This is a genomic window from Pseudomonas sp. KB_12 (assembly GCF_052114545.1).
GTDB lineage: Bacteria > Pseudomonadota > Gammaproteobacteria > Pseudomonadales > Pseudomonadaceae > Aquipseudomonas > Aquipseudomonas brassicacearum.
Genome location: NZ_JBFREY010000009.1, coordinates 67,708 through 85,510, shown reverse-complemented (window position 1 = coordinate 85,510; position 17,803 = coordinate 67,708). Strand labels below are relative to the sequence as shown.

Sequence of the window (17,803 nt, the reverse complement as noted above, 5' to 3'; positions counted from 1 at the left end):
ATCGCAGGCTTCGCCAGCTCCTACAGAACCCAGCGCGAGCTTGCTCGTTCTCATCAATCCACCGACCAACGCACCGACAACGCCTCCGGCCCCCTGAAGTTGGGCACATAACGCCAGCGTACGGCGCCGGGGTCGACCGCCAATTGCAGCCCAGGGCAGCACCGAAGAAGTGTATTCAATGCAATTTCCAGTTCCTGCCGGGCCAACGAGGCGCCCAGGCAATAGTGCGTGCCTTTGCCGAACGACATGTGCGGGCAGGCCGGGCGGGTGATGTCGAGCGTGTCAGGATTTGCACACAGCGCTTCGTCACGATTGGCCGAACCCACCACCGCGATCAGCAGTTGCCCGCGCAGCAAGCGTTGCCCGGCCAGTTCGGTGTCTCGGGTAACGAAGCGGACCATGGCTCGCTCCACCGAGGAGTCATAGCGCAGAAACTCCTCGACCGCGCCAGGCATCAATGCCGGCTCGTCACGCAATCGCGCAAGCGCCTTCGGGTGCTGCACGAGCATGTGCACCGCATTGCCGATCATCGATGCCGACGTTTCGTGCCCGGCGATGATCAGCAGCGCGATCATGCTGCACAGCTCACTTTGGCTGAGCATGCTGCCCTCTTCCTCGACCTGCGCCAGCGCCGACACCAGGTCATCGCCCGGCTGCGCTCGACGCTGGTCGATCAACGCGAGCATGTAGCCCGCGAATTCGGTGTAGCAATGCCGCAACTCACTCAGGTCATGCCCCACCTGCTGGACGATCATGTGGGACCAACGGCGGAAATCGTCGCGGTCCCGTGCGGGAACGCCAAGCAGCTCGGCGATGACGGTGATCGATAAAGGGAATGCATATTGGCTCACCACGTCCATTTGCCCGCTCGACCGCACGGGCTCCAGCAACGTCTCGGCGATCTGTTCGATACGCGGCCGCAGGGCGTTCACCGCCTTCAACGTGAAGGCCTTGTTGACCAGGCGACGCAAGCGGCGATGACTGTCGCCATCGCGGTTGAGCATGTGGTCGTTAAGAAACGCAATGGATTGTTCGCCACCGAGCATCGCGGCGAATTGCGCATCGATCCGCGACGGGTCACGGGCGAAGCGCTCGTTGTCCAGCAGCACCTCCTCGACTTCCCGCGCACCAGTGACGTACCACATCGGCAACTGCCCTTCGGCCTGGCTGAAGAACACCGGGGACGCCTGGCGCAGCGCCGCATAATGCCGATAAGCCTCGCCGCGAAACGCGTCGCTATTCAAATCAAGGGTACGCTCGTAAGCCATGAACACTCTCCAGGGGCATCAATCATTGCTCCTGAGTGGCAGGGCTCGCCAAAAAAGATCCCTGTGGTCCGGCGTCGGACACAAATGTTATGCACGCCTCAGTGCCAATGTGGGAGCGAGCTTGCTCGCGATAGCGGTGTATCAGTCACTTCAACGTTGGCTGACTCACCGCTATCGCGAGCAAGCTCGCTCCCACATGGGGTCTACCTGTCGGTGAACCGTTTGCACGGCCACGGTCACTCAAAGGGAAACACCAACCCTGTGTGGAGCTGACATGACGCGTGCACCTGCTATCCATGGCCAATGCGACACTCGTTTCGAACCGGTCAAAGAGGCGTTTATCCGGCTGATGCAAAGCCCCTTCGAACGCGGCGCCGCCCTTTGCATCCAGATTGACGGCGAAACCGTCATCGACCTGTGGGCCGGCACTGCCGGGCCGGAGCCGGACAGCCATTGGCAGCGCGACACGCTGCTCAATCTGTTTTCCTGCACCAAGCCCTTCACGGCGGTGGCGATCATGCAGTTGGTCGGCGAAGGACGCCTGGAGCTGGACAAACCGGTCTGCCACTACTGGCCGGCCTTCGCCAACGCCGGCAAAGCGTCGGTCACCCTGCGCCAGGTGCTTTGCCACCGTGCCGGGCTGCCAGCGCTGCGCACGCCCCTGGCACCGGAAACCCTCTACGACTGGCACACCATGACCGACCTGATTGCCGAGGAAACTCCCTGGGCCGCAGCCGGAGAACAGCAGACCTATTCACCCTTGCTGTTCGGCTGGATCCTCGGCGAACTGCTACGCCGGGTGGATGGCCTGACGCCGGCGCAAAGCATTCACCAACGTGTGGCGGTGCCGCTCGGGCTGGACTTTCACCTCGGCCTGAACGACGCGACCATCGCCCGCTGCGCCTACATGGCGCGCACCAAAGACGAGATCGACGATGAGGCCTTTGGGCGAGTACTGACGGACGTGCTCAACGAGCCGACCGCCATGAGCACACTGGCCTTCGCCAACCCGCCCATGGTGCTGGGACGCAGTAACGAGGCGGGCTGGAAACGCATGACCCAACCGGCGGCCAACGGACATGGCAATGCCCGCAGCCTGGCGGCGTTCTACGCAGGCCTGCTCGACGGGCAACTGCTGGAGTCACCGCTGCTCAACGAAATGTTGCGCGAGCACAGCGCCGAATACGACCCGACCATCCAGACCCCAACGCGTTTCGGCCTGGGCATCATGCTCAACCAGCCGGACGTGGCGAACGGCAGTTATGGCATGGGCAACGAGGCATTCGGCCACATGGGCGCCGGTGGCACCATCGGGTTTGCCGACCCTGAACGCGGCGTGGCGTTCGGCTTCGCCTGCAACACCATTGGCTCCTACGTCTTGATGGACCCACGCGCACGCGGCCTGGCCAATGTCGCGATGGGCTGCCTGTAGGCTCTGGAGATCCGAAAGATCAGGTGGTGGGGGGCTGTGGAAGATCGTTCCTCACGCTCCGCGTGGGAATGCCGCCAGGGACGCTCCGCGTTCCGCTTCTGGAAGGTGACGCAGAGCGTCACGGGATGTATTCCCACGCAGAGCGTGGGAACGATCAACATGGCGGATAATCGGCTCACACCCCTGGCGGTACTACCACCTCCGCCACCTGCGGCTCGGCCGCGCCGGTATCGGGCGAGGCAACCACTTGTTCTTCGCTACCGTCCACGCGGGGCAGCGCGGCCTTGGCGATCATGTCCGGTTGAGCCAGCAACCTGCGCGATGCGTCCAGGGGCATCAGCAAACGTCCCCTGGCCCGGCCACGCACGGCAGGGTTGAGCATGCGCAACTCTCGCTCATGCACACCGGACAACTGCGCCAGGTGCGCCAGGTCCACCGGCTGCGCCAAGGCGACCATCTGGAAATACGGCTGGTCGGCGATGGGCGCCAGGCTCACGCCATAGTCGGCGGGCGCATTCACCAGTTGCGACAGCGCCAGCAACCGCGGCACATAGTTCTGGGTCTCGCCGGGCAACGACAGGTTCCAATAGTTGGTCGCCAGGCCGCGGGCGCGATTGCGCGTGATGGCGTCGCGTACGCGCCCTTCCCCGGCGTTGTAGGCGGCCAGCGCCAGCAGCCAGTCGCCGTCGAAGTAATCGTGCAGGTAGGACAAATAATCCAGGGCGGCCCGCGTCGATGACGGAATGTCCCGGCGCTCGTCATAGTCGCCCCGCTGCTGCAATTGGTAACGGCGCCCCGTGGCGGGAATGAATTGCCAGAGGCCCAGGGCCTGGGCCGGCGATTGGGCGTTCGGATTGAACCCGCTCTCGATGGCCGGCAACAGCGCCAGTTCCAGCGGCATGTTGCGCTTGTTCAGTTCCCCCACGATGAAGTGCAGGTAACGGCTGCCGGCACGCCCGGTCTGGGTGAGAAAAGCCGGGCGATCCACCAGCCAGCGGCGCTGCTCATCGATGCGCGCCACACCCTGGGTCTTGGCCTGCAAGGAAAACCCCTGGCGCATGCGCGTCCACAGGCTGCCGCCGCTTTGCGGAGATGACTCGCCGATCTGGATGATCGTGTCCGTAGGCGCCGGCTCAAGCCAGCGCAGTTGCGAGCGGTAAGGCTCGTTGGCGGAAGGATCGCCAATGGTCAGCTGCGGTTCGAGGTGCTGGCAACCATACAGCAAGGTCGCCACGGCCAGCATGGACAACCCTTTGGGGACGAATCGAAGGGCCGACAAAGGTGCAAGTGATCGGGACATGGGCGGTCAACCTTGAGTGAGGTGGCGCCATTGGGTGGCAGATCGCAAGGCAGCGGTTCCACCCGACTCGTCCGGGACGCCGTCATCGGGCGGCAGGGGGCTCGGTTGGAACCGAAATGCCGCAGGTGTCACTCACCATGGGCAGCAGGCGCTCGTCGGCGCCTGGATGACAATGCGAGGTCACTCATGGCGTCACCCATCTATTGCAAGCTGATCGATCAGCTCTGCGAACTCACAATGATTCCTACCCCGGCAGCGTTCTACGAGCAGGCGAACCTGTCGGTCAAGGATGTCGACTTTTCCCTCAAGCACACCCCTGGCGTGGGTGAGGGAGACATCTTTATCTATTGCAGCTTCGGGCCATTGCCGGTGGCGAATCGGGAAGCGGTCCTGCAACGGCTGCTGGAAACCAACCTGTACCTGCTGAGCGGCGCGTTCTGCCCTTCCCTGTCTTACAACCGCGACAGCGAACAGGTAATCCTGATCGGCCACGTCCCCCTGGAAACCCTCACGGCCGAGCGCCTGCTCGGGCTGATGGGCGGTGCCGCCGACATGGCGTTGATTTGGCGCGATGGCTACTTCTTCGACGGCGCCAGCCCAAACGACACCGCCAAGACCACCCAGCACAAACCCACCCCCCGTAGCACCGGGCTCAACAGTGCCCTGTCAATCTAGGAGAGCACGACATGCCAGATTTATCAGTAGGACGAAGCACCAGCTCGGCGGCGTTACACCAGCAGGATGATCGGATCACGCCGGTGGGAACCAGCCTGTCCGGGCAGGTTCGGCCCTCCACCAATCCCCTGGTGCCTTATCACTTCGAAGGACAGGCGTCCGACAAGACCCAGCAAACACTCAGGACCCGGCAGCAGCGCCTGACAGGACTGGTCAACAACCTCGGCAAGAAAAACCCTGAGAGCGACCCCATCGGCTACGCACGTGAGCATATGAGCCTGGAAGGCAAAGTATTGGGCTACGCGCCAGGCACAAGTTATCAAGATGTACAGAAGCATCTCGCCGAACTCGGCGGCACGCCGCACCCGATGCTGTCGGGCCACGAAGAAACCGAGGCATTCGTCAAGGACTTCAACGAATACCTGGGCAAGAACGAGGACGACAGGAAGGAGGACGGCGGTTTCAAAGCGGTCTGGGACAAACACTGCGAGCGCATGGGTAATACCCTTGGCGCCTATCATTCGTTGTGCCAGGAAGTCATCGATAAAACCCCGGAAGGGAACGATCGCCAGCTGCTGCAAAATAGCCATGAAGCCTTCCGCGGTTATGCCAAAGGTGTCATGCAAGCCATGACGCAAGACATGCCCACGCGCTTGAATACCTTCATGGAAAGCCGAATCGAGCACGCGCAACAAGCGGCGAGCAACGAGAGCCTTCCCCCGGCCGCACGCGACCAGGCGAAGGATCAACTGGGCCAGTTACGCGAGGTCCAGGGGGAGCTTGGCGAGTTGCTCAAGACCGATGACGACAAGCCGAACACGCCAAGCGAACTGGCAACGGCGACGAAGAAAAACGAGGTGCTGGACACCGCACTGAAGAACGTCGCACGCCAGGACTATGTCGCCGACCTCAAGACCAAGAGCGGCTTTGTAACGGGCCTGGCGGTGTTCGCCGGGGCGGGGATCCCGCAGGGCGTGGCGTCTGCGGGCCACTTTGGCGCAATCACTGCCTCGATAGATGAAAAAATGGCGGACGCCTCCTACGGCAAGCATGTCGCGGCGACCTCGACGGTCCTGGGCGCCGCTCACAAGGTAATCAGCGACGGCATCCGCCCATTCGTCCAGGTCGTCGTCGACAAGACCATCGGCGCCGGCCTGGAAAAAGTCGATCCGATGTCGGTCTATCCCAAGGCCTTGCAAGTCGTCACGCAGGACGGACGTCGGGTCGAGAACGCTGGACGCGATACCCTCAACCTCACACAGGAACAAAAGCGCAACGACTTCAAGCTCAAACAGAACGCGAACAACTTTGGCACCATGAGTGGTGACTTCACCGGCTACCTCGCCTTCGGTGCCGCCCATGCTGTGCGCGATACCATTGATCAATTCACCTCGGTAAACGCCGGCGGCATCGTCGCCCGTACGACGGCCTCCGCAGTGGGCGGCACCTTCATGGCGGGTGGCCAGGCAGTGGCGAAATATGCGCAAACCCACGGTGACGAGGAGATCCCCACCTACCGGGTGACAAAGGAAAACCGCAACTGGGGCGAGTTGCTACCCAAGGCATTTTCAGAAGCGACAGGAAAGCTCAACCCGATCAGCATGACCAACATCAGCGACTACGCCAACCGGATCGTAGGCGTAGGCGAAGGGGTCGCCATGCGTACAGCCGTGGGTGACGCAGCCGCGGTGGGTGAAAATCCGGAAGTGCGGGAAAAAATGGAGCAGATTGTCACCACCTTTTTCTCCTCCGGCCTGACGCTGCTTCCGTTCTTTGCCAACAGCGTGGCGGCACCACTCGAAAACAAGGCGCTGAGCGGCAAAGACGACCTGACCAAGCGAGCAAACGTACCGCTGCAGAACGTGACAAGTCCAAACCGAGACGGCCTGCCCCACACCCAGCCGGAAGGCTGGCGGCGCGACCTCGAAAATACCTACCACGTGACCCGCGGCCTTACCCAGGTCGTTCCGCAAACCGCTATCGCGGGGCTCAACCTGGGTACCGAATGGGCCCAGAGCCTGGCAACGAGGCCCAAAAAAGCCTCTGGCGATGACATTCAACTGGCAGAGCGAGGCGAAGCGCGGACCCAGGGCGGACCGTCCAACGAACCAGCACCCACTACCCGGCCAAGCTGATGAATTCGCCGGGCCATCGTTCGATGGTCCGGCGATCACCGGTTGCAAAATTCCCTTCACCCCGCTCGCATGGCTGCTGATCTACGACCAAACTCATCTTTCAGCCAAGAGCGAACTGAACGCACGTCCGCTAAGAGATGGGTTTGTCTTCGCTTAGACTGATGCTGTCCGCGTGCTGGAAGTTGAGGAAATTTCGTCAAAATCGAGGTAACGCTTCAGCGCTTCAGGCATTTTCACCTCAGACCACATCAGGAAGAAAAAAATAGCCAGCCACATTGACCACAAAAAAAGAAACCCCCGTGGTAGCCAAAAGTATTAAATTAAACTTCTGCACCGACACACCATAGGCTTGCGCAAAGATAAACGTATTTTTTGGAGAAGGCATTGCCGATATCAGTATCAGTGCAAACAACAGCAAGCCAGACAGTCCAAAAAAATACTGTCCCACCACGAAAGAAATCGCGGGATGCAAAAAATTCTTTATAAACACACCCAGCACTATTTCATTACAGTCGTTTCTCATGGTGGACGCTACACGACCAGCATAGAACGAAGCACCTAATGCTATTAGAGCAATAGGCGCCGCAGTATCAGCAATCATCTCCATACTCTCGATGATAAAAAAATCTGTATCGATCATGTGCGAGAGCTTAATTTGCGAAATGAGAGACCCCATCAGCGCGGAAACTATCAATGGATTTTTGAAAACTACCAACAGGGCTTTCTTTAAGAAAACACCCGCAGATCCAGTTTTCGAAAAGGAAGAAGTTTCCATGACAAATATCGCAACGCTCGTAAGGACAACAGACTGAAAAATAATTATTGGCACAACCAAAGCCGAATCACCCAACAGCAATATGAAGACAGGCACCGCCAAAAAAGCGGTATTTGTTTGCCCTATTGCAATAAAATTTAAACCAACCTCCACCAGACTCTTCTTCAGACAAACCCTGTACATGATAAAAATCAGGACCCACAATATAAAAACCCCCAAAGCATACGCCTGAATATAAGCATTTATATTGACGTCCGGCGTGTAATCGGATTTCAGAGTCGTTAAAAAAATCTCTACCGGGAGCGCAATATAAAAAACATAGTCGCTCAATATTTCATCAGCACCGCGACGCATAAGACCAGCAAACGAAAGCAAACAACCCAACAGTATCAAAACAAATATAGACAACGTGGAATTCAAAGACAATATCAACATAACCAGTCCACCTGCCGATCAGCAGCAACCAAACGAACACATACTTTCAATAAAAAACTCACTCTTCCTGCAAATCACACAGCAACAGAAGCTAGAAGATCATGCTTGTGCGAAACACCTAGAAGTTTTCCCTTGTGGTCAACAACCAAGATTGCAGACACACCAACACCTATACAGTCTGCAATCAGCTCGCTTTCATATACGCATCTTAAATTGACTTCCATAACATCCGAAATCTTAAGACAAGCAATATCGTCATTTCCCCTGAGCACTCGAGCCATATCGCCATCCGTAAACACCCCCAAAGGCCTGGAGAATGTATCTACCACAACGACAAACCCAAGACGCTTATTCGCCATATAACTAACCGCATCCAGGAACAATGTACCAGGCGGTAGTGCAGGGACTTTATCCCCTCTCACCATTACGTCACGAATTTTCACCGTCAACACCTTGCCTAGATTTCCGGCGGGATGATTTTTTGAGAACGCTTCCTTCGTGAAGCGCTTAATTCTCATCAGAGCCATAGCAATCGCATCTCCAACGCCTAATGTGGCACTAGAGCTTACGGTTGGCGCCAGATTATATGGACAGGCTTCCCTATCCACTTTCAACGCCACATGCGCATTTGTTTTACATGCCAATTCCGAGTCTGAAAAATTTGTCAACGCTACGGTGTTTACACCTAGATCATGAAGATAGGGAAGCAGAGATAAAATCTCTTCACTTCTACCGCTATAGGATATTAGTACTGCGAGGTCATGCGCCGTAATCATGCCCAAGTCCCCATGCTTAGCCTCGGACGGGTGTATAAAAAAGCTGGGCGTCCCCGTAGAGGCTAGACTTGCGGCAATTTTCTTACCGACATGGCCACTTTTTCCAACCCCTAGAATCACCACGTGCCCCTTGCAGGCCAATATAAGTCGAACGACATCGACAAACCCATTACCCTCCAACTCATTGGAAAGTTTTATCAATGCCCGCCCCTCACTGATCAACACCTCTCTTCCCAAAGTGAGTAGATGCCTGTCAGACCCCATTTCCGACAATAATTTATCATTCACGAATTCTTATCTCCTTACGGTCGACATTTGGATCATTTACGAACAGAGCTCCATCCCTGTAATGATTTTTTAGATAAAACGTCACAAACAAGCTATTTCTCTCATAGGAAACACTGGGATGATGTTTAGCTCCATGCCAGCTATCGTTCGATCTCAAAAAAGCAAACGCCACATTTGGCTCATAAGGAATCCTCCTAAACTCGTCAAAACCACCGTTACTTCTCACAAACAACCCGAGCCCTGAATTTTTATGTTCTGTACTTTCTGGCAGATACCATCCAAATGTCATTGCTTTTTCAACAATATCCGTGTGCGGAGGCAAATCAAATCCGGCAAAATCTTTATACAAATGCGGATAAGGAGCCACCTCAAAATCAGAACCAAACTTGTCTAGCAAAAGACGCTTGAATTGCTCACCACAAAGAAGCTCAACAATATCAATAGCAACTTTAGACCCCGAAAAAACGTTACCAAGATCAACCGAAACTCCTTCAAGAGACAAAGGCAACTCAAATCGCGTCGAGCTGCCATTTCTCAAGGTGCTTTTATGCATCAAAGGCTTGTATAAATCCAACACTGGCAAGTTGGAAATAAACTCCTTGTAAAATCCTGCCGGAACAAAGTCCTTTACTTCAAAAAACTTGAACGGTTCACTCACCAGCTCAGCGTCTGTTACTTTTTGAAAAACATACTCCATGAGTTCGGACATGCCCACCTCCTTACGGCTTTCTCAAGATCCACCTCACACAAATGAAACACATGTAACCACTCGTATCTTTTATAGGCCTTGCCCACGCCCCCAGCAATGAGATTCTTGTAGTTCAATTCCCAAAAAAACGAAGGAAACCTCTTACACCCAACTTCTTTTAGTAGGAATCAAGCTATTGACCGGGTTATTATTTTTTCAAGATCAATGCCCTACGCTGTTTATCGATAGCCATCGGTATTAGGAAAAGGACTTTTATGAAACGCACCCTCATCGCCTTCCTGTCATTGATCGTCACCGCGATCATCGTCGCGGGCGGCTACCTCTACAGCAAGCAGCCCACCCGCCAGGGCACGGTGCAGTTGCAAGGGCTGCATGGCTCGGTGACGGTGCGCTACGACGAACGCGGTGTGCCGCATATCCGCGCCGAGAACGAAACCGACCTGTACCGCGCCCTCGGTTATGTCCATGCCCAGGATCGGCTGTTCCAGATGGAGATCATGCGCCGCCTCGCCCGTGGTGAGCTGGCCGAGGTGCTGGGGCCGAAGCTGCTCGATACTGACAAGCTGATGCGCAGCCTGCGCATTCGCGAGCGCGCCGCGGCCTACGTGACCGAGCAGGACCCACAATCCCCGGCCTGGCGCGCCATGCAAGCCTACCTGGACGGCATCAACGCCTATCAGGACAGCCACACCCGGCCCGTGGAATTCGATGTGCTGGGCATTCCCAAGCGCCCGTTCACCGCCGAAGACACCGTGAGCGTTACCGGCTACATGGCCTACAGCTTCGCCGCGGCCTTTCGCACCGAACCGCTGCTGACCTATGTGCGCGATGTGCTGGGTGCCAACTACCTGAACATTTTCGACCTGGACTGGCAGCCCCAGGGCGTGCTGGCCGAAGGTCGCAAGGGCGGTTTGCCGCTGGCTGCCGCCGACTGGAAAGACCTCAACGCCCTGGCCCGCCTGAGCGAGCAGGCCCTGGCTGATAACGGCCTGCCGCAGTTCGAGGGCAGCAATGCCTGGGCGGTCTCCGGCAGCCGCACCCACAGCGGCAAACCGTTGCTGGCGGGTGACCCGCACATCCGTTTTTCCACGCCTTCGGTGTGGTACGAGGCGCACTTGTCGGCTCCGGGGTTCGAACTCTACGGGCAATACCAGGCGCTGCTGCCCTTCGCGACGCTGGGCATGAACCGGGATTTTGGCTGGAGCATCACCATGTTCCAGAACGACGACCTGGACCTGATCGCCGAGAAGGTCAACCCGGACAATCCCGAACAGGTCTGGTATCGCGACAAATGGGTGGACATGAGCCGCAGCGAGCAGCAGATCGCGGTCAAGGGCCAGGCGCCGGTGACGCTGGTGCTGCGCCAGTCGCCCCACGGTCCGATCGTCAACGATGCCCTCGGCGCGAACGCCGGCAAGACCCCGGTCGCCATGTGGTGGGGATTCCTGGAAAGCCGCAACCCGATCCTCGAGGCCTTTTACCAGCTCAACCGCGCCGACACCCTCCCCAAGGCTCGCGGCGCTTCGGCCAAGATCCACGCGCCGGGGCTGAACGTGGTGTGGGCCAACGCCAAGGGGGACATCGGCTGGTGGGCGGCCGCGCAACTGCCCAAGCGGCCAGTCGGCGTGAAGCCTGGCTTCATTCTCGACGGCAGCAGCCCGGAGGCGGAAAAGGAAGGCTTCTATCCGTTCAGCAGCAACCCGCAGGAAGAGAACCCGACACGGGGCTACATCGTCTCGGCCAATTTCCAGCCGGTGCCGACCAGCGGCATCGAGATCCCCGGTTACTACAACCTCGCCGACCGCGGCCAGCAACTCAACCGTCAGCTCAGCGACAAGCAGGCGAAGTGGGACATCGAAACCACCCAGAAACTGCAACTGGGTACCACCACCGCCTACGGCCCTCGCCTGCTCGCGCCTTTGCTGCCGGTGCTGCGTGAGGTGATCAGCGACCCACAGGAACGCAAATGGGTGGAACAACTGGAGCAATGGCCGGGCGATTACCCCCTGGACTCCACCAGCGCCACGCTGTTCAACCAGTTCCTGTTCAACCTGGCCGACGCCGCCCTGCACGATGAGCTGGGTGACGGCTTCTTCGAAACCGCGCTGTCGACGCGGGTGATCGACGCCGCCCTTCCACGCCTGGCGGCTTCAAAGGATTCACCGTGGTGGGATGACCGCACGACTCTCGGCACGGAGACCCGTGCCGACACCGTGAAAAAGGCCTGGGACAAGAGCCTGGCGCACCTGAAGGCCGCCCTCGGCGATGACGCCACGCAATGGCAATGGGGCAAGGCCCATACCCTGACCCACGGCCACCCGCTGGGCCAGCAAAAGCCGCTGGACCGGATCTTCAACGTCGGCCCCTTCGCCGCACCGGGCACCCACGAGGTGCCCAACAACCTCTCCGCCAAAATCGGTCCGGCGCCGTGGCCGGTGACCTACGGGCCTTCGACGCGGCGCATCATCGACTTCGCCGACCCGACCCACAGCGTCACCATCAACCCCGTCGGCCAGAGCGGCGTGCCGTTCGACAAGCATTACGAGGACCAGGCCGAGGCGTACATAGAGGGGCTGTATCACCAGGCGCACCTGGCCGAGGAGGAAGTGACGGCCAATACCCGTGGCACCTTGAAACTGTTGCCGGCCCGGGCGCCCTGAAGCGGGCGCAAGTCTTTTTCATCGCCACACGGGCTTGATCGTCATTGATGGTCAAGACTACAAGGGCGCAATCCCGCCTTTCCCACCAGGAGTCAAACGCTATGTTCAATAACTGGTCCGAGCTGCTGCCTACCATCAAGAGCGCCTTTGGCGCCCTGGGCAAAAGCAATCCGAAGATGGTCAAGGCCTACATCGCCCTGGACGAAGCCGCGGCTGAAAACGACGTGCTCGATGCCAAGACCCGTGAGCTGATCTCCATCGCCGTCGCCATCACCACGCGCTGTGACGGTTGCATCGGCGTACACACCGACGCCGCCATCAAGGCCGGCGCCACCCGCGAAGAAATCGCCGCCACCCTCGCCACCGCGGTGTCCCTGAACGCGGGCGCGGCGTACATCTACTCCCTGCGCGCGCTGGAGGCCCATGACGCGTTGAAGAAGTGAGAGGCCAATAACCTGCCGGCCGCTATCGCGAGCAAGCTCGCTCCCACAATGGGATCTGCGTTTGGCCGCGGATTTATAGGCGCCCCAAAAAAACCGTGGGAGCCGAGCTTGCTCGCGATGACGGACTGGCATTCAACCTCTTCGTCGACTGTCACACCGCTATCGCGAGCAGGCTCGCTCCCACAATGGGATCTGCGTTTGGCCGCGGATTTATAGGCGCCCCAAAAAACTGTGGGAGCCGAGCTTGCTCGCGATGGCGGACTGGCATTCAACCTCTTCATTGACTGCCACACCGCTATCGCGAGCARGCTCGCTCCCACAATGGGATCTGCGTTTGGCCGCAGATTTATAGGCGCCCCAAAAAAACCGTGGGAGCTGAGCTTGCTCGCGATGACGGACTGGCATTCAACCTCTTCGTCGACTGCCACACCGCTATCGCGAGCAAGCTTGCTCCCACAATGGGATCTGCGGTTGGCCGCGGATTTATAGGAGCCCCAAAAAACTGTGGGAGCCGAGCTTGCTCGCGATGGCGCACGGGCATTCAACCTCTTCGTCGACTGCCACACCGCTATCGCGAGCAAGCTCGCTCCCACAATGGGATCGGCGTTTGGCCGCGGATTTATAGGCGCCCCAAAAAAACTGTGGGAGCTGAGCCTGCTCGCGATGGCGGCCTGGCATTCAACCTCTTCGTCGATTGCCACACCGCTTTCGCGAGCAAGCTCGCTCCCACAGATTTAGACCGACGCGGTCTCTGCCCGGCGTACTTCCGGTTGTTTCCAGGAGTCGGCGGCGCTTTCTTCGATGGCTTGCTGGATCGCCCGCTTACGGCTTTCTTCGGCGCGGCGGCTGAAGAACCAGACCAGGAAAGTCACCAGCGACACCGCCAGCAGAATCAGGCTCGCCACGGCGTTGATTTCCGGTTTTACCCCCAGGCGCACCGCCGAGAACACTTCCATCGGCAAGGTCGTCGAGCCGGGGCCGGAGACGAAGCTCGCCAGTACCAGGTCATCCAGGGACAGCGCGAACGACATCATGCCACCCGCTGCCAGTGACGGCGCGATCATCGGGATGGTGATCAAAAAGAACACCTTCCACGGCCGCGCACCGAGGTCCATGGCTGCTTCTTCGATGGACAGGTCCAGCTCACGCAAGCGCGCCGAGACCACCACCGCCACATAGGCCGCGCAGAACGTGGTGTGGGCGATCCAGATCGTGACGATGCCACGCTCCTGGGGCCAGCCGATCATCTGGGCCATGGCCACGAACAGCAACAACAGCGACAGACCGGTAATCACTTCCGGCATCACCAACGGCGCGGTGACCAGGCCGCCGAACAGCGTGCGCCCCTTGAAGTGGGTGATGCGGGTCAGCACGAAAGCCGCCAGCGTACCCAGGGCCACCGCGGCAATCGCCGTGTAGCAGGCGATTTCCAGCGAGCGCATCACCGAGCCCATCAACTGGCTGTTGTCCAGCAGGCCGACGTACCACTTGATCGACCAACCGCCCCACACCGTCACCAGTTTCGAGGCGTTGAACGAGTAGATCACCAGGATCAGCATCGGTGCGTAGATGAACAGCAAACCCAGCACCAGCATCAGGCTTGAAAAACTGAAGCGCTTCATTCCTTGCCCTCCATTTCTTTGGCCTGACTGCGGTTGAACAGGATGATGGGCACGATCAGGATCGCCAGCATCACCACCGCCAGGGCGGATGCCACCGGCCAGTCACGGTTGTTGAAGAATTCCTGCCACAGCACTTTGCCGATCATCAGGGTTTCCGGACCACCCAGCAGTTCCGGGATCACGAACTCGCCCACCACGGGGATGAACACCAGCATGCAACCGGCGACGATGCCGTTCTTGGACAGCGGCACGGTGATTTTCCAGAAACTGTTGAAGGTGCTCGAACCCAGGTCCGACGCAGCCTCCAACAGGCTGGCGTCGTGCTTCACCAGGTTGGCGTACAACGGCAGGATCATGAACGGCAGATAGGAGTAGACGACTCCGATATACACCGCCAGGTTGGTGTTGAGGATCTGCAGCGGTTCGCTGATCCAACCCATGCTCAGCAAAAAGCCGTTGAGCAAGCCGTTGTTGCTGAGGATACCCATCCACGCATAGACGCGGATCAGGATCGCGGTCCAGGTCGGCATCATGATCAGCAGCACCAGCACCGTTTGCATCTCTTTGCGGGCATTGGCGATGCCGTAGGCCATCGGATAACCGATCAGCAGGCACAAGACCGTGCTGATCAGGGCCATCTTCAGCGAGCCAAGGTAGGCGGCAATGTACAGCTCGTCCTCGCTCAGCATCGCGTAGTTGGCGAGGTTGAGCAGCACCTGCAGCTTCTGGTCGACGTAGCTGTAGATCTCAGTGTACGGCGGGATGGCGACGTCGGCTTCAGCGAAGCTGATCTTCAGGACAATGAAGAACGGCAGCATGAAGAACAGGAACAGCCAGATGAAGGGCACCCCGATGACCAGTTGGCGGCCACCGGGCGTTATTCGATCGAGTCGGCGTTTGAGTTTGCGCATGTTCATGAGCGAAGTACCACGCCGCTGTCGTCTTCCCACCAGACGAATACCTGGTCGCCCCAGGTCGGACGCTGGCCGCGGCGTTCGGCGTTGGCGACGAAGGACTGCACCAGCTTGCCGCTCGGCAACTCGACGTAGAACACCGAGTGGCCGCCCAGGTAGGCGATGTCATGGACCTTGCCGCTGGACCAGTTGTGCTCACAGGTCGGCTGCTCGGATGTGACCAGCAGTTTTTCCGGGCGGATGGCGTAGGTCACGGACTTGTCCTGCACCGAGGTGCTGATGCCGTGGCCCACGTAGATGTTGCGGTCCAGGTCCTTGCAGGTCAGCACCGCGTGGCCTTCGGCATCGTCCACCACTTCGGTCTCGAAGATGTTGACGTTGCCGATGAACTCGCAGACCAGCCGGCTGGTCGGGGTTTCGTAGATGTCGATCGGGCTGCCGATCTGGGCGATCCAGCCCAGGTGCATGATCGCGATGCGCTCGGCCATGGTCATGGCCTCTTCCTGGTCGTGGGTCACCATGACGCAGGTCACGCCGACCCGCTCGATGATCTCCACCAGCTCAAGCTGCATTTGCGAGCGCAGCTTCTTGTCCAGGGCGCCCATTGGCTCGTCGAGCAGCAACAGCTTCGGGCGCTTGGCCAGCGAACGGGCCAGGGCCACGCGTTGACGCTGGCCGCCGGAGAGCTGGTGCGGCTTGCGCTTGGCGTACTGGCTCATCTGCACCAGCTTGAGCATTTCAGCCACGCGGGCATCGACCTCGGCTTTCGGGATCTTGTCCTGCTGCAGGCCGAAGGCGATGTTCTGCGCCACGGTCATGTGGGGGAACAAGGCGTAGGACTGGAACATCATGTTGATCGGCCGCTCGTAGGGCGGCATGTCGGTGATGTCCACGCCATCGAGGAAAATCCGTCCCTCGGTGGGCCGCTCGAAACCGGCCAGCATGCGCAGCAAGGTGGATTTGCCCGATCCCGAACCGCCGAGCAAGGCGAATATCTCGCCTTTCTTGATTTCCAGGGACACATCGTCCACGGCAATCGTCTCGTCGAACTTCTTCGTGACCCGGTCGATTTTGACCAACACCTGCTTGGGTGTCTGGTCGCCCTCGAGGGCTTTCTTATAGGCGCCGGAGGCAACTGCCATTTACGAAACTCCCACAGAATTTGCAGTTCGCCCCACGTGGACGAACCTAAGAGTGTTGACGTTATTTACCCGACTTGACCTTGGTCCAGCTGCGGGTCATGAGTCGTTGGATCTTGGGCGGCAACTCGGAGTTGACGTAGAGCTTGTCGACGACCGCTTGCGGTGGGTAAACCGCTTCGTCGGTGCGTACTTTCTGATCCATCAGCTCGCCAGCCTTGGGGTTCGGGTTGGCATAACCGACGGTGTCGCTGACCTGGGCGATGACTTCAGGCTTGAGCACATAGTTGATGAAGGCATGCGCTTGCTTGATGTTGGTGGCGTCGCGCGGAATCGCCAGCATGTCGAACCAGAGGTTGCCGCCTTCCTTGGGGATCACGTAGGCGATGTTGACACCCTTGCCGGCTTCACTGGCACGGGCGCGGGCCTGGAAGATGTCGCCGGAGAAACCGGCGGCCACGCAGATCTCGCCGTTGGCCAGATCGGAGATGTACTTGGAGGAGTTGAAGTAGGTCACGTAAGGCCGGATCTTGAGGAGCTGGGCCTCGGCCTTCTTGTAGTCTTCAGGGTCTTCGCTGTTGGGGTTCAGGCCCAGGTAATTGAGCATCGCCGGGATCATCTCGTCGCCCGAGTCGAGGAACGAAACACCGCAACTGGACAGCTTCTTGATGTTTTCCGGCTCGAACAGCATGGCCCACGAATCGATCTTCTCGACGCCCAGGACCGCCTTGATCTTCTCGACGTTGTAGCCGATACCGTTGGTGCCCCACAGGTAAGGCACGGCGTACTGGTTGCCCGGGTCGTTCTTTTCCAGGCGCTTGAGCAGCACAGGGTCGAGGTTGGCGTAGTTGGGCAACTGCGCCTTGTCGAGCTTCTGGAACGCCCCGGCCTTGATCTGCTTGCCCAGGAAGTGGTTGGACGGCACCACCACGTCATAACCGGTACGCCCGGCCAGCAACTTGCCTTCCAGGGTTTCGTTGGAATCGAACACGTCATACACCGGCTTGATGCCAGTGGCTTTTTCGAAATCCGCCAGGGTGGTCTCGCCGATGTAGTCCGACCAATTATAAATATGCACGGTGGAGGCGGCCTGGACGCTGACGGCGAGCGTCAGTCCGGCGCCGACCAGCAAGGCGTTACGTAACAAAGAAAAGACTGGCACGTGGAGGTCCTCTTAAATAGTTGGGCCCAAGTTGCCCCCGTTACTTGGCCAAGAGAGGCCCTGCAACAAA

General features: G+C 58.8%; 14 protein-coding genes. 5 read left to right on the top strand and 9 right to left on the bottom strand.

Annotation, left to right across the window (positions count from 1 at the left end; genetic code table 11):
- Positions 1-53: 53 nt before the first annotated feature.
- Positions 54-1,268: a cytochrome P450 family protein gene (locus AB4Z20_RS09510; protein WP_442089793.1), complete on the bottom strand. Its 1,215-nt coding sequence runs from the start codon at positions 1,266-1,268 to the stop codon at positions 54-56.
- Positions 1,269-1,542: 274 nt separating this feature from the next.
- On the opposite strand from AB4Z20_RS09510, the gene AB4Z20_RS09505 reads away from it, so the two are divergent.
- Positions 1,543-2,700, top strand: a complete 1,158-nt coding sequence (locus AB4Z20_RS09505; protein ID WP_442089792.1) for a serine hydrolase domain-containing protein — start codon at positions 1,543-1,545, stop codon at positions 2,698-2,700.
- 175 nt (positions 2,701-2,875) lie between these two features.
- Here the strand turns inward: AB4Z20_RS09505 and AB4Z20_RS09500 are convergent, their stop codons facing one another.
- Positions 2,876-4,000, bottom strand: coding sequence for a transglycosylase SLT domain-containing protein (locus AB4Z20_RS09500; RefSeq protein WP_442089791.1), 1,125 nt, complete (start codon positions 3,998-4,000; stop codon positions 2,876-2,878).
- A gap of 186 nt (positions 4,001-4,186) precedes the next feature.
- Here AB4Z20_RS09500 and AB4Z20_RS09495 point away from each other — a divergent pair, with 186 nt between their 5' ends.
- Both AB4Z20_RS09495 and AB4Z20_RS09490 read left to right on the top strand, forming a co-directional pair.
- The gene (locus tag AB4Z20_RS09495; protein WP_253470254.1) at positions 4,187-4,675 is read left to right on the top strand and encodes a CesT family type III secretion system chaperone; all 489 of its coding nucleotides are present in this window, start codon (positions 4,187-4,189) and stop codon (positions 4,673-4,675) included.
- A gap of 11 nt (positions 4,676-4,686) precedes the next feature.
- Positions 4,687-6,810 carry a type III effector gene (locus AB4Z20_RS09490; protein ID WP_253470256.1) on the top strand — a complete coding sequence of 708 codons (2,124 nt, stop codon included), beginning with the start codon at positions 4,687-4,689 and terminating at the stop codon, positions 6,808-6,810.
- A gap of 238 nt (positions 6,811-7,048) precedes the next feature.
- Here AB4Z20_RS09490 and AB4Z20_RS09485 read toward each other — a convergent pair whose 3' ends face one another.
- The 3 genes from AB4Z20_RS09485 to AB4Z20_RS09475 all read right to left on the bottom strand — a co-directional run bounded on the left by AB4Z20_RS09485 (position 7,049) and on the right by AB4Z20_RS09475 (position 9,793).
- Positions 7,049-8,020, bottom strand: coding sequence for an AEC family transporter (locus AB4Z20_RS09485; protein WP_258689675.1), 972 nt, complete (start codon positions 8,018-8,020; stop codon positions 7,049-7,051).
- Positions 8,021-8,094: 74 nt separating this feature from the next.
- On the bottom strand, positions 8,095-9,084 hold the full coding sequence (locus AB4Z20_RS09480; RefSeq protein WP_253470260.1) for a KpsF/GutQ family sugar-phosphate isomerase: 990 nt from the start codon (positions 9,082-9,084) through the stop codon (positions 8,095-8,097).
- Positions 9,077-9,793, bottom strand: a complete 717-nt coding sequence (locus AB4Z20_RS09475; RefSeq protein WP_442089790.1) for a hypothetical protein — start codon at positions 9,791-9,793, stop codon at positions 9,077-9,079. Before AB4Z20_RS09475 ends, AB4Z20_RS09480 begins: the two co-directional genes overlap by 8 nt.
- Positions 9,794-10,047: 254 nt before the next feature.
- On the opposite strand from AB4Z20_RS09475, the gene AB4Z20_RS09470 reads away from it, so the two are divergent.
- Both AB4Z20_RS09470 and AB4Z20_RS09465 read left to right on the top strand, forming a co-directional pair.
- A complete protein-coding gene (locus AB4Z20_RS09470; RefSeq protein WP_442089789.1) occupies positions 10,048-12,453 on the top strand; it encodes a penicillin acylase family protein in 2,406 nt (801 codons plus the stop codon).
- 101 nt (positions 12,454-12,554) lie between these two features.
- Complete coding sequence (locus AB4Z20_RS09465; RefSeq protein WP_442089788.1) at positions 12,555-12,896, top strand: carboxymuconolactone decarboxylase family protein; 342 nt, start codon at positions 12,555-12,557, stop codon at positions 12,894-12,896.
- A 734-nt stretch (positions 12,897-13,630) separates the two neighbouring features.
- Here AB4Z20_RS09465 and AB4Z20_RS09460 read toward each other — a convergent pair.
- From AB4Z20_RS09460 to AB4Z20_RS09445, 4 genes are all read right to left on the bottom strand, one after another.
- The gene (locus tag AB4Z20_RS09460; protein ID WP_258689681.1) at positions 13,631-14,518 is read right to left on the bottom strand and encodes an ABC transporter permease subunit; all 888 of its coding nucleotides are present in this window, start codon (positions 14,516-14,518) and stop codon (positions 13,631-13,633) included.
- Positions 14,515-15,435 (bottom strand): ABC transporter permease subunit, encoded by a 921-nt coding sequence (locus AB4Z20_RS09455; protein WP_057449505.1) that lies wholly within the window; start codon positions 15,433-15,435, stop codon positions 14,515-14,517. The genes AB4Z20_RS09460 and AB4Z20_RS09455 overlap by 4 nt, the downstream gene beginning before the upstream one ends.
- The gene (locus AB4Z20_RS09450) at positions 15,432-16,574 is read right to left on the bottom strand and encodes an ABC transporter ATP-binding protein (protein WP_014340741.1); all 1,143 of its coding nucleotides are present in this window, start codon (positions 16,572-16,574) and stop codon (positions 15,432-15,434) included. Before AB4Z20_RS09450 ends, AB4Z20_RS09455 begins: the two co-directional genes overlap by 4 nt.
- A gap of 61 nt (positions 16,575-16,635) precedes the next feature.
- Positions 16,636-17,733 (bottom strand): polyamine ABC transporter substrate-binding protein, encoded by a 1,098-nt coding sequence (locus AB4Z20_RS09445; protein ID WP_442089787.1) that lies wholly within the window; start codon positions 17,731-17,733, stop codon positions 16,636-16,638.
- Positions 17,734-17,803 lie beyond the last annotated feature (70 nt).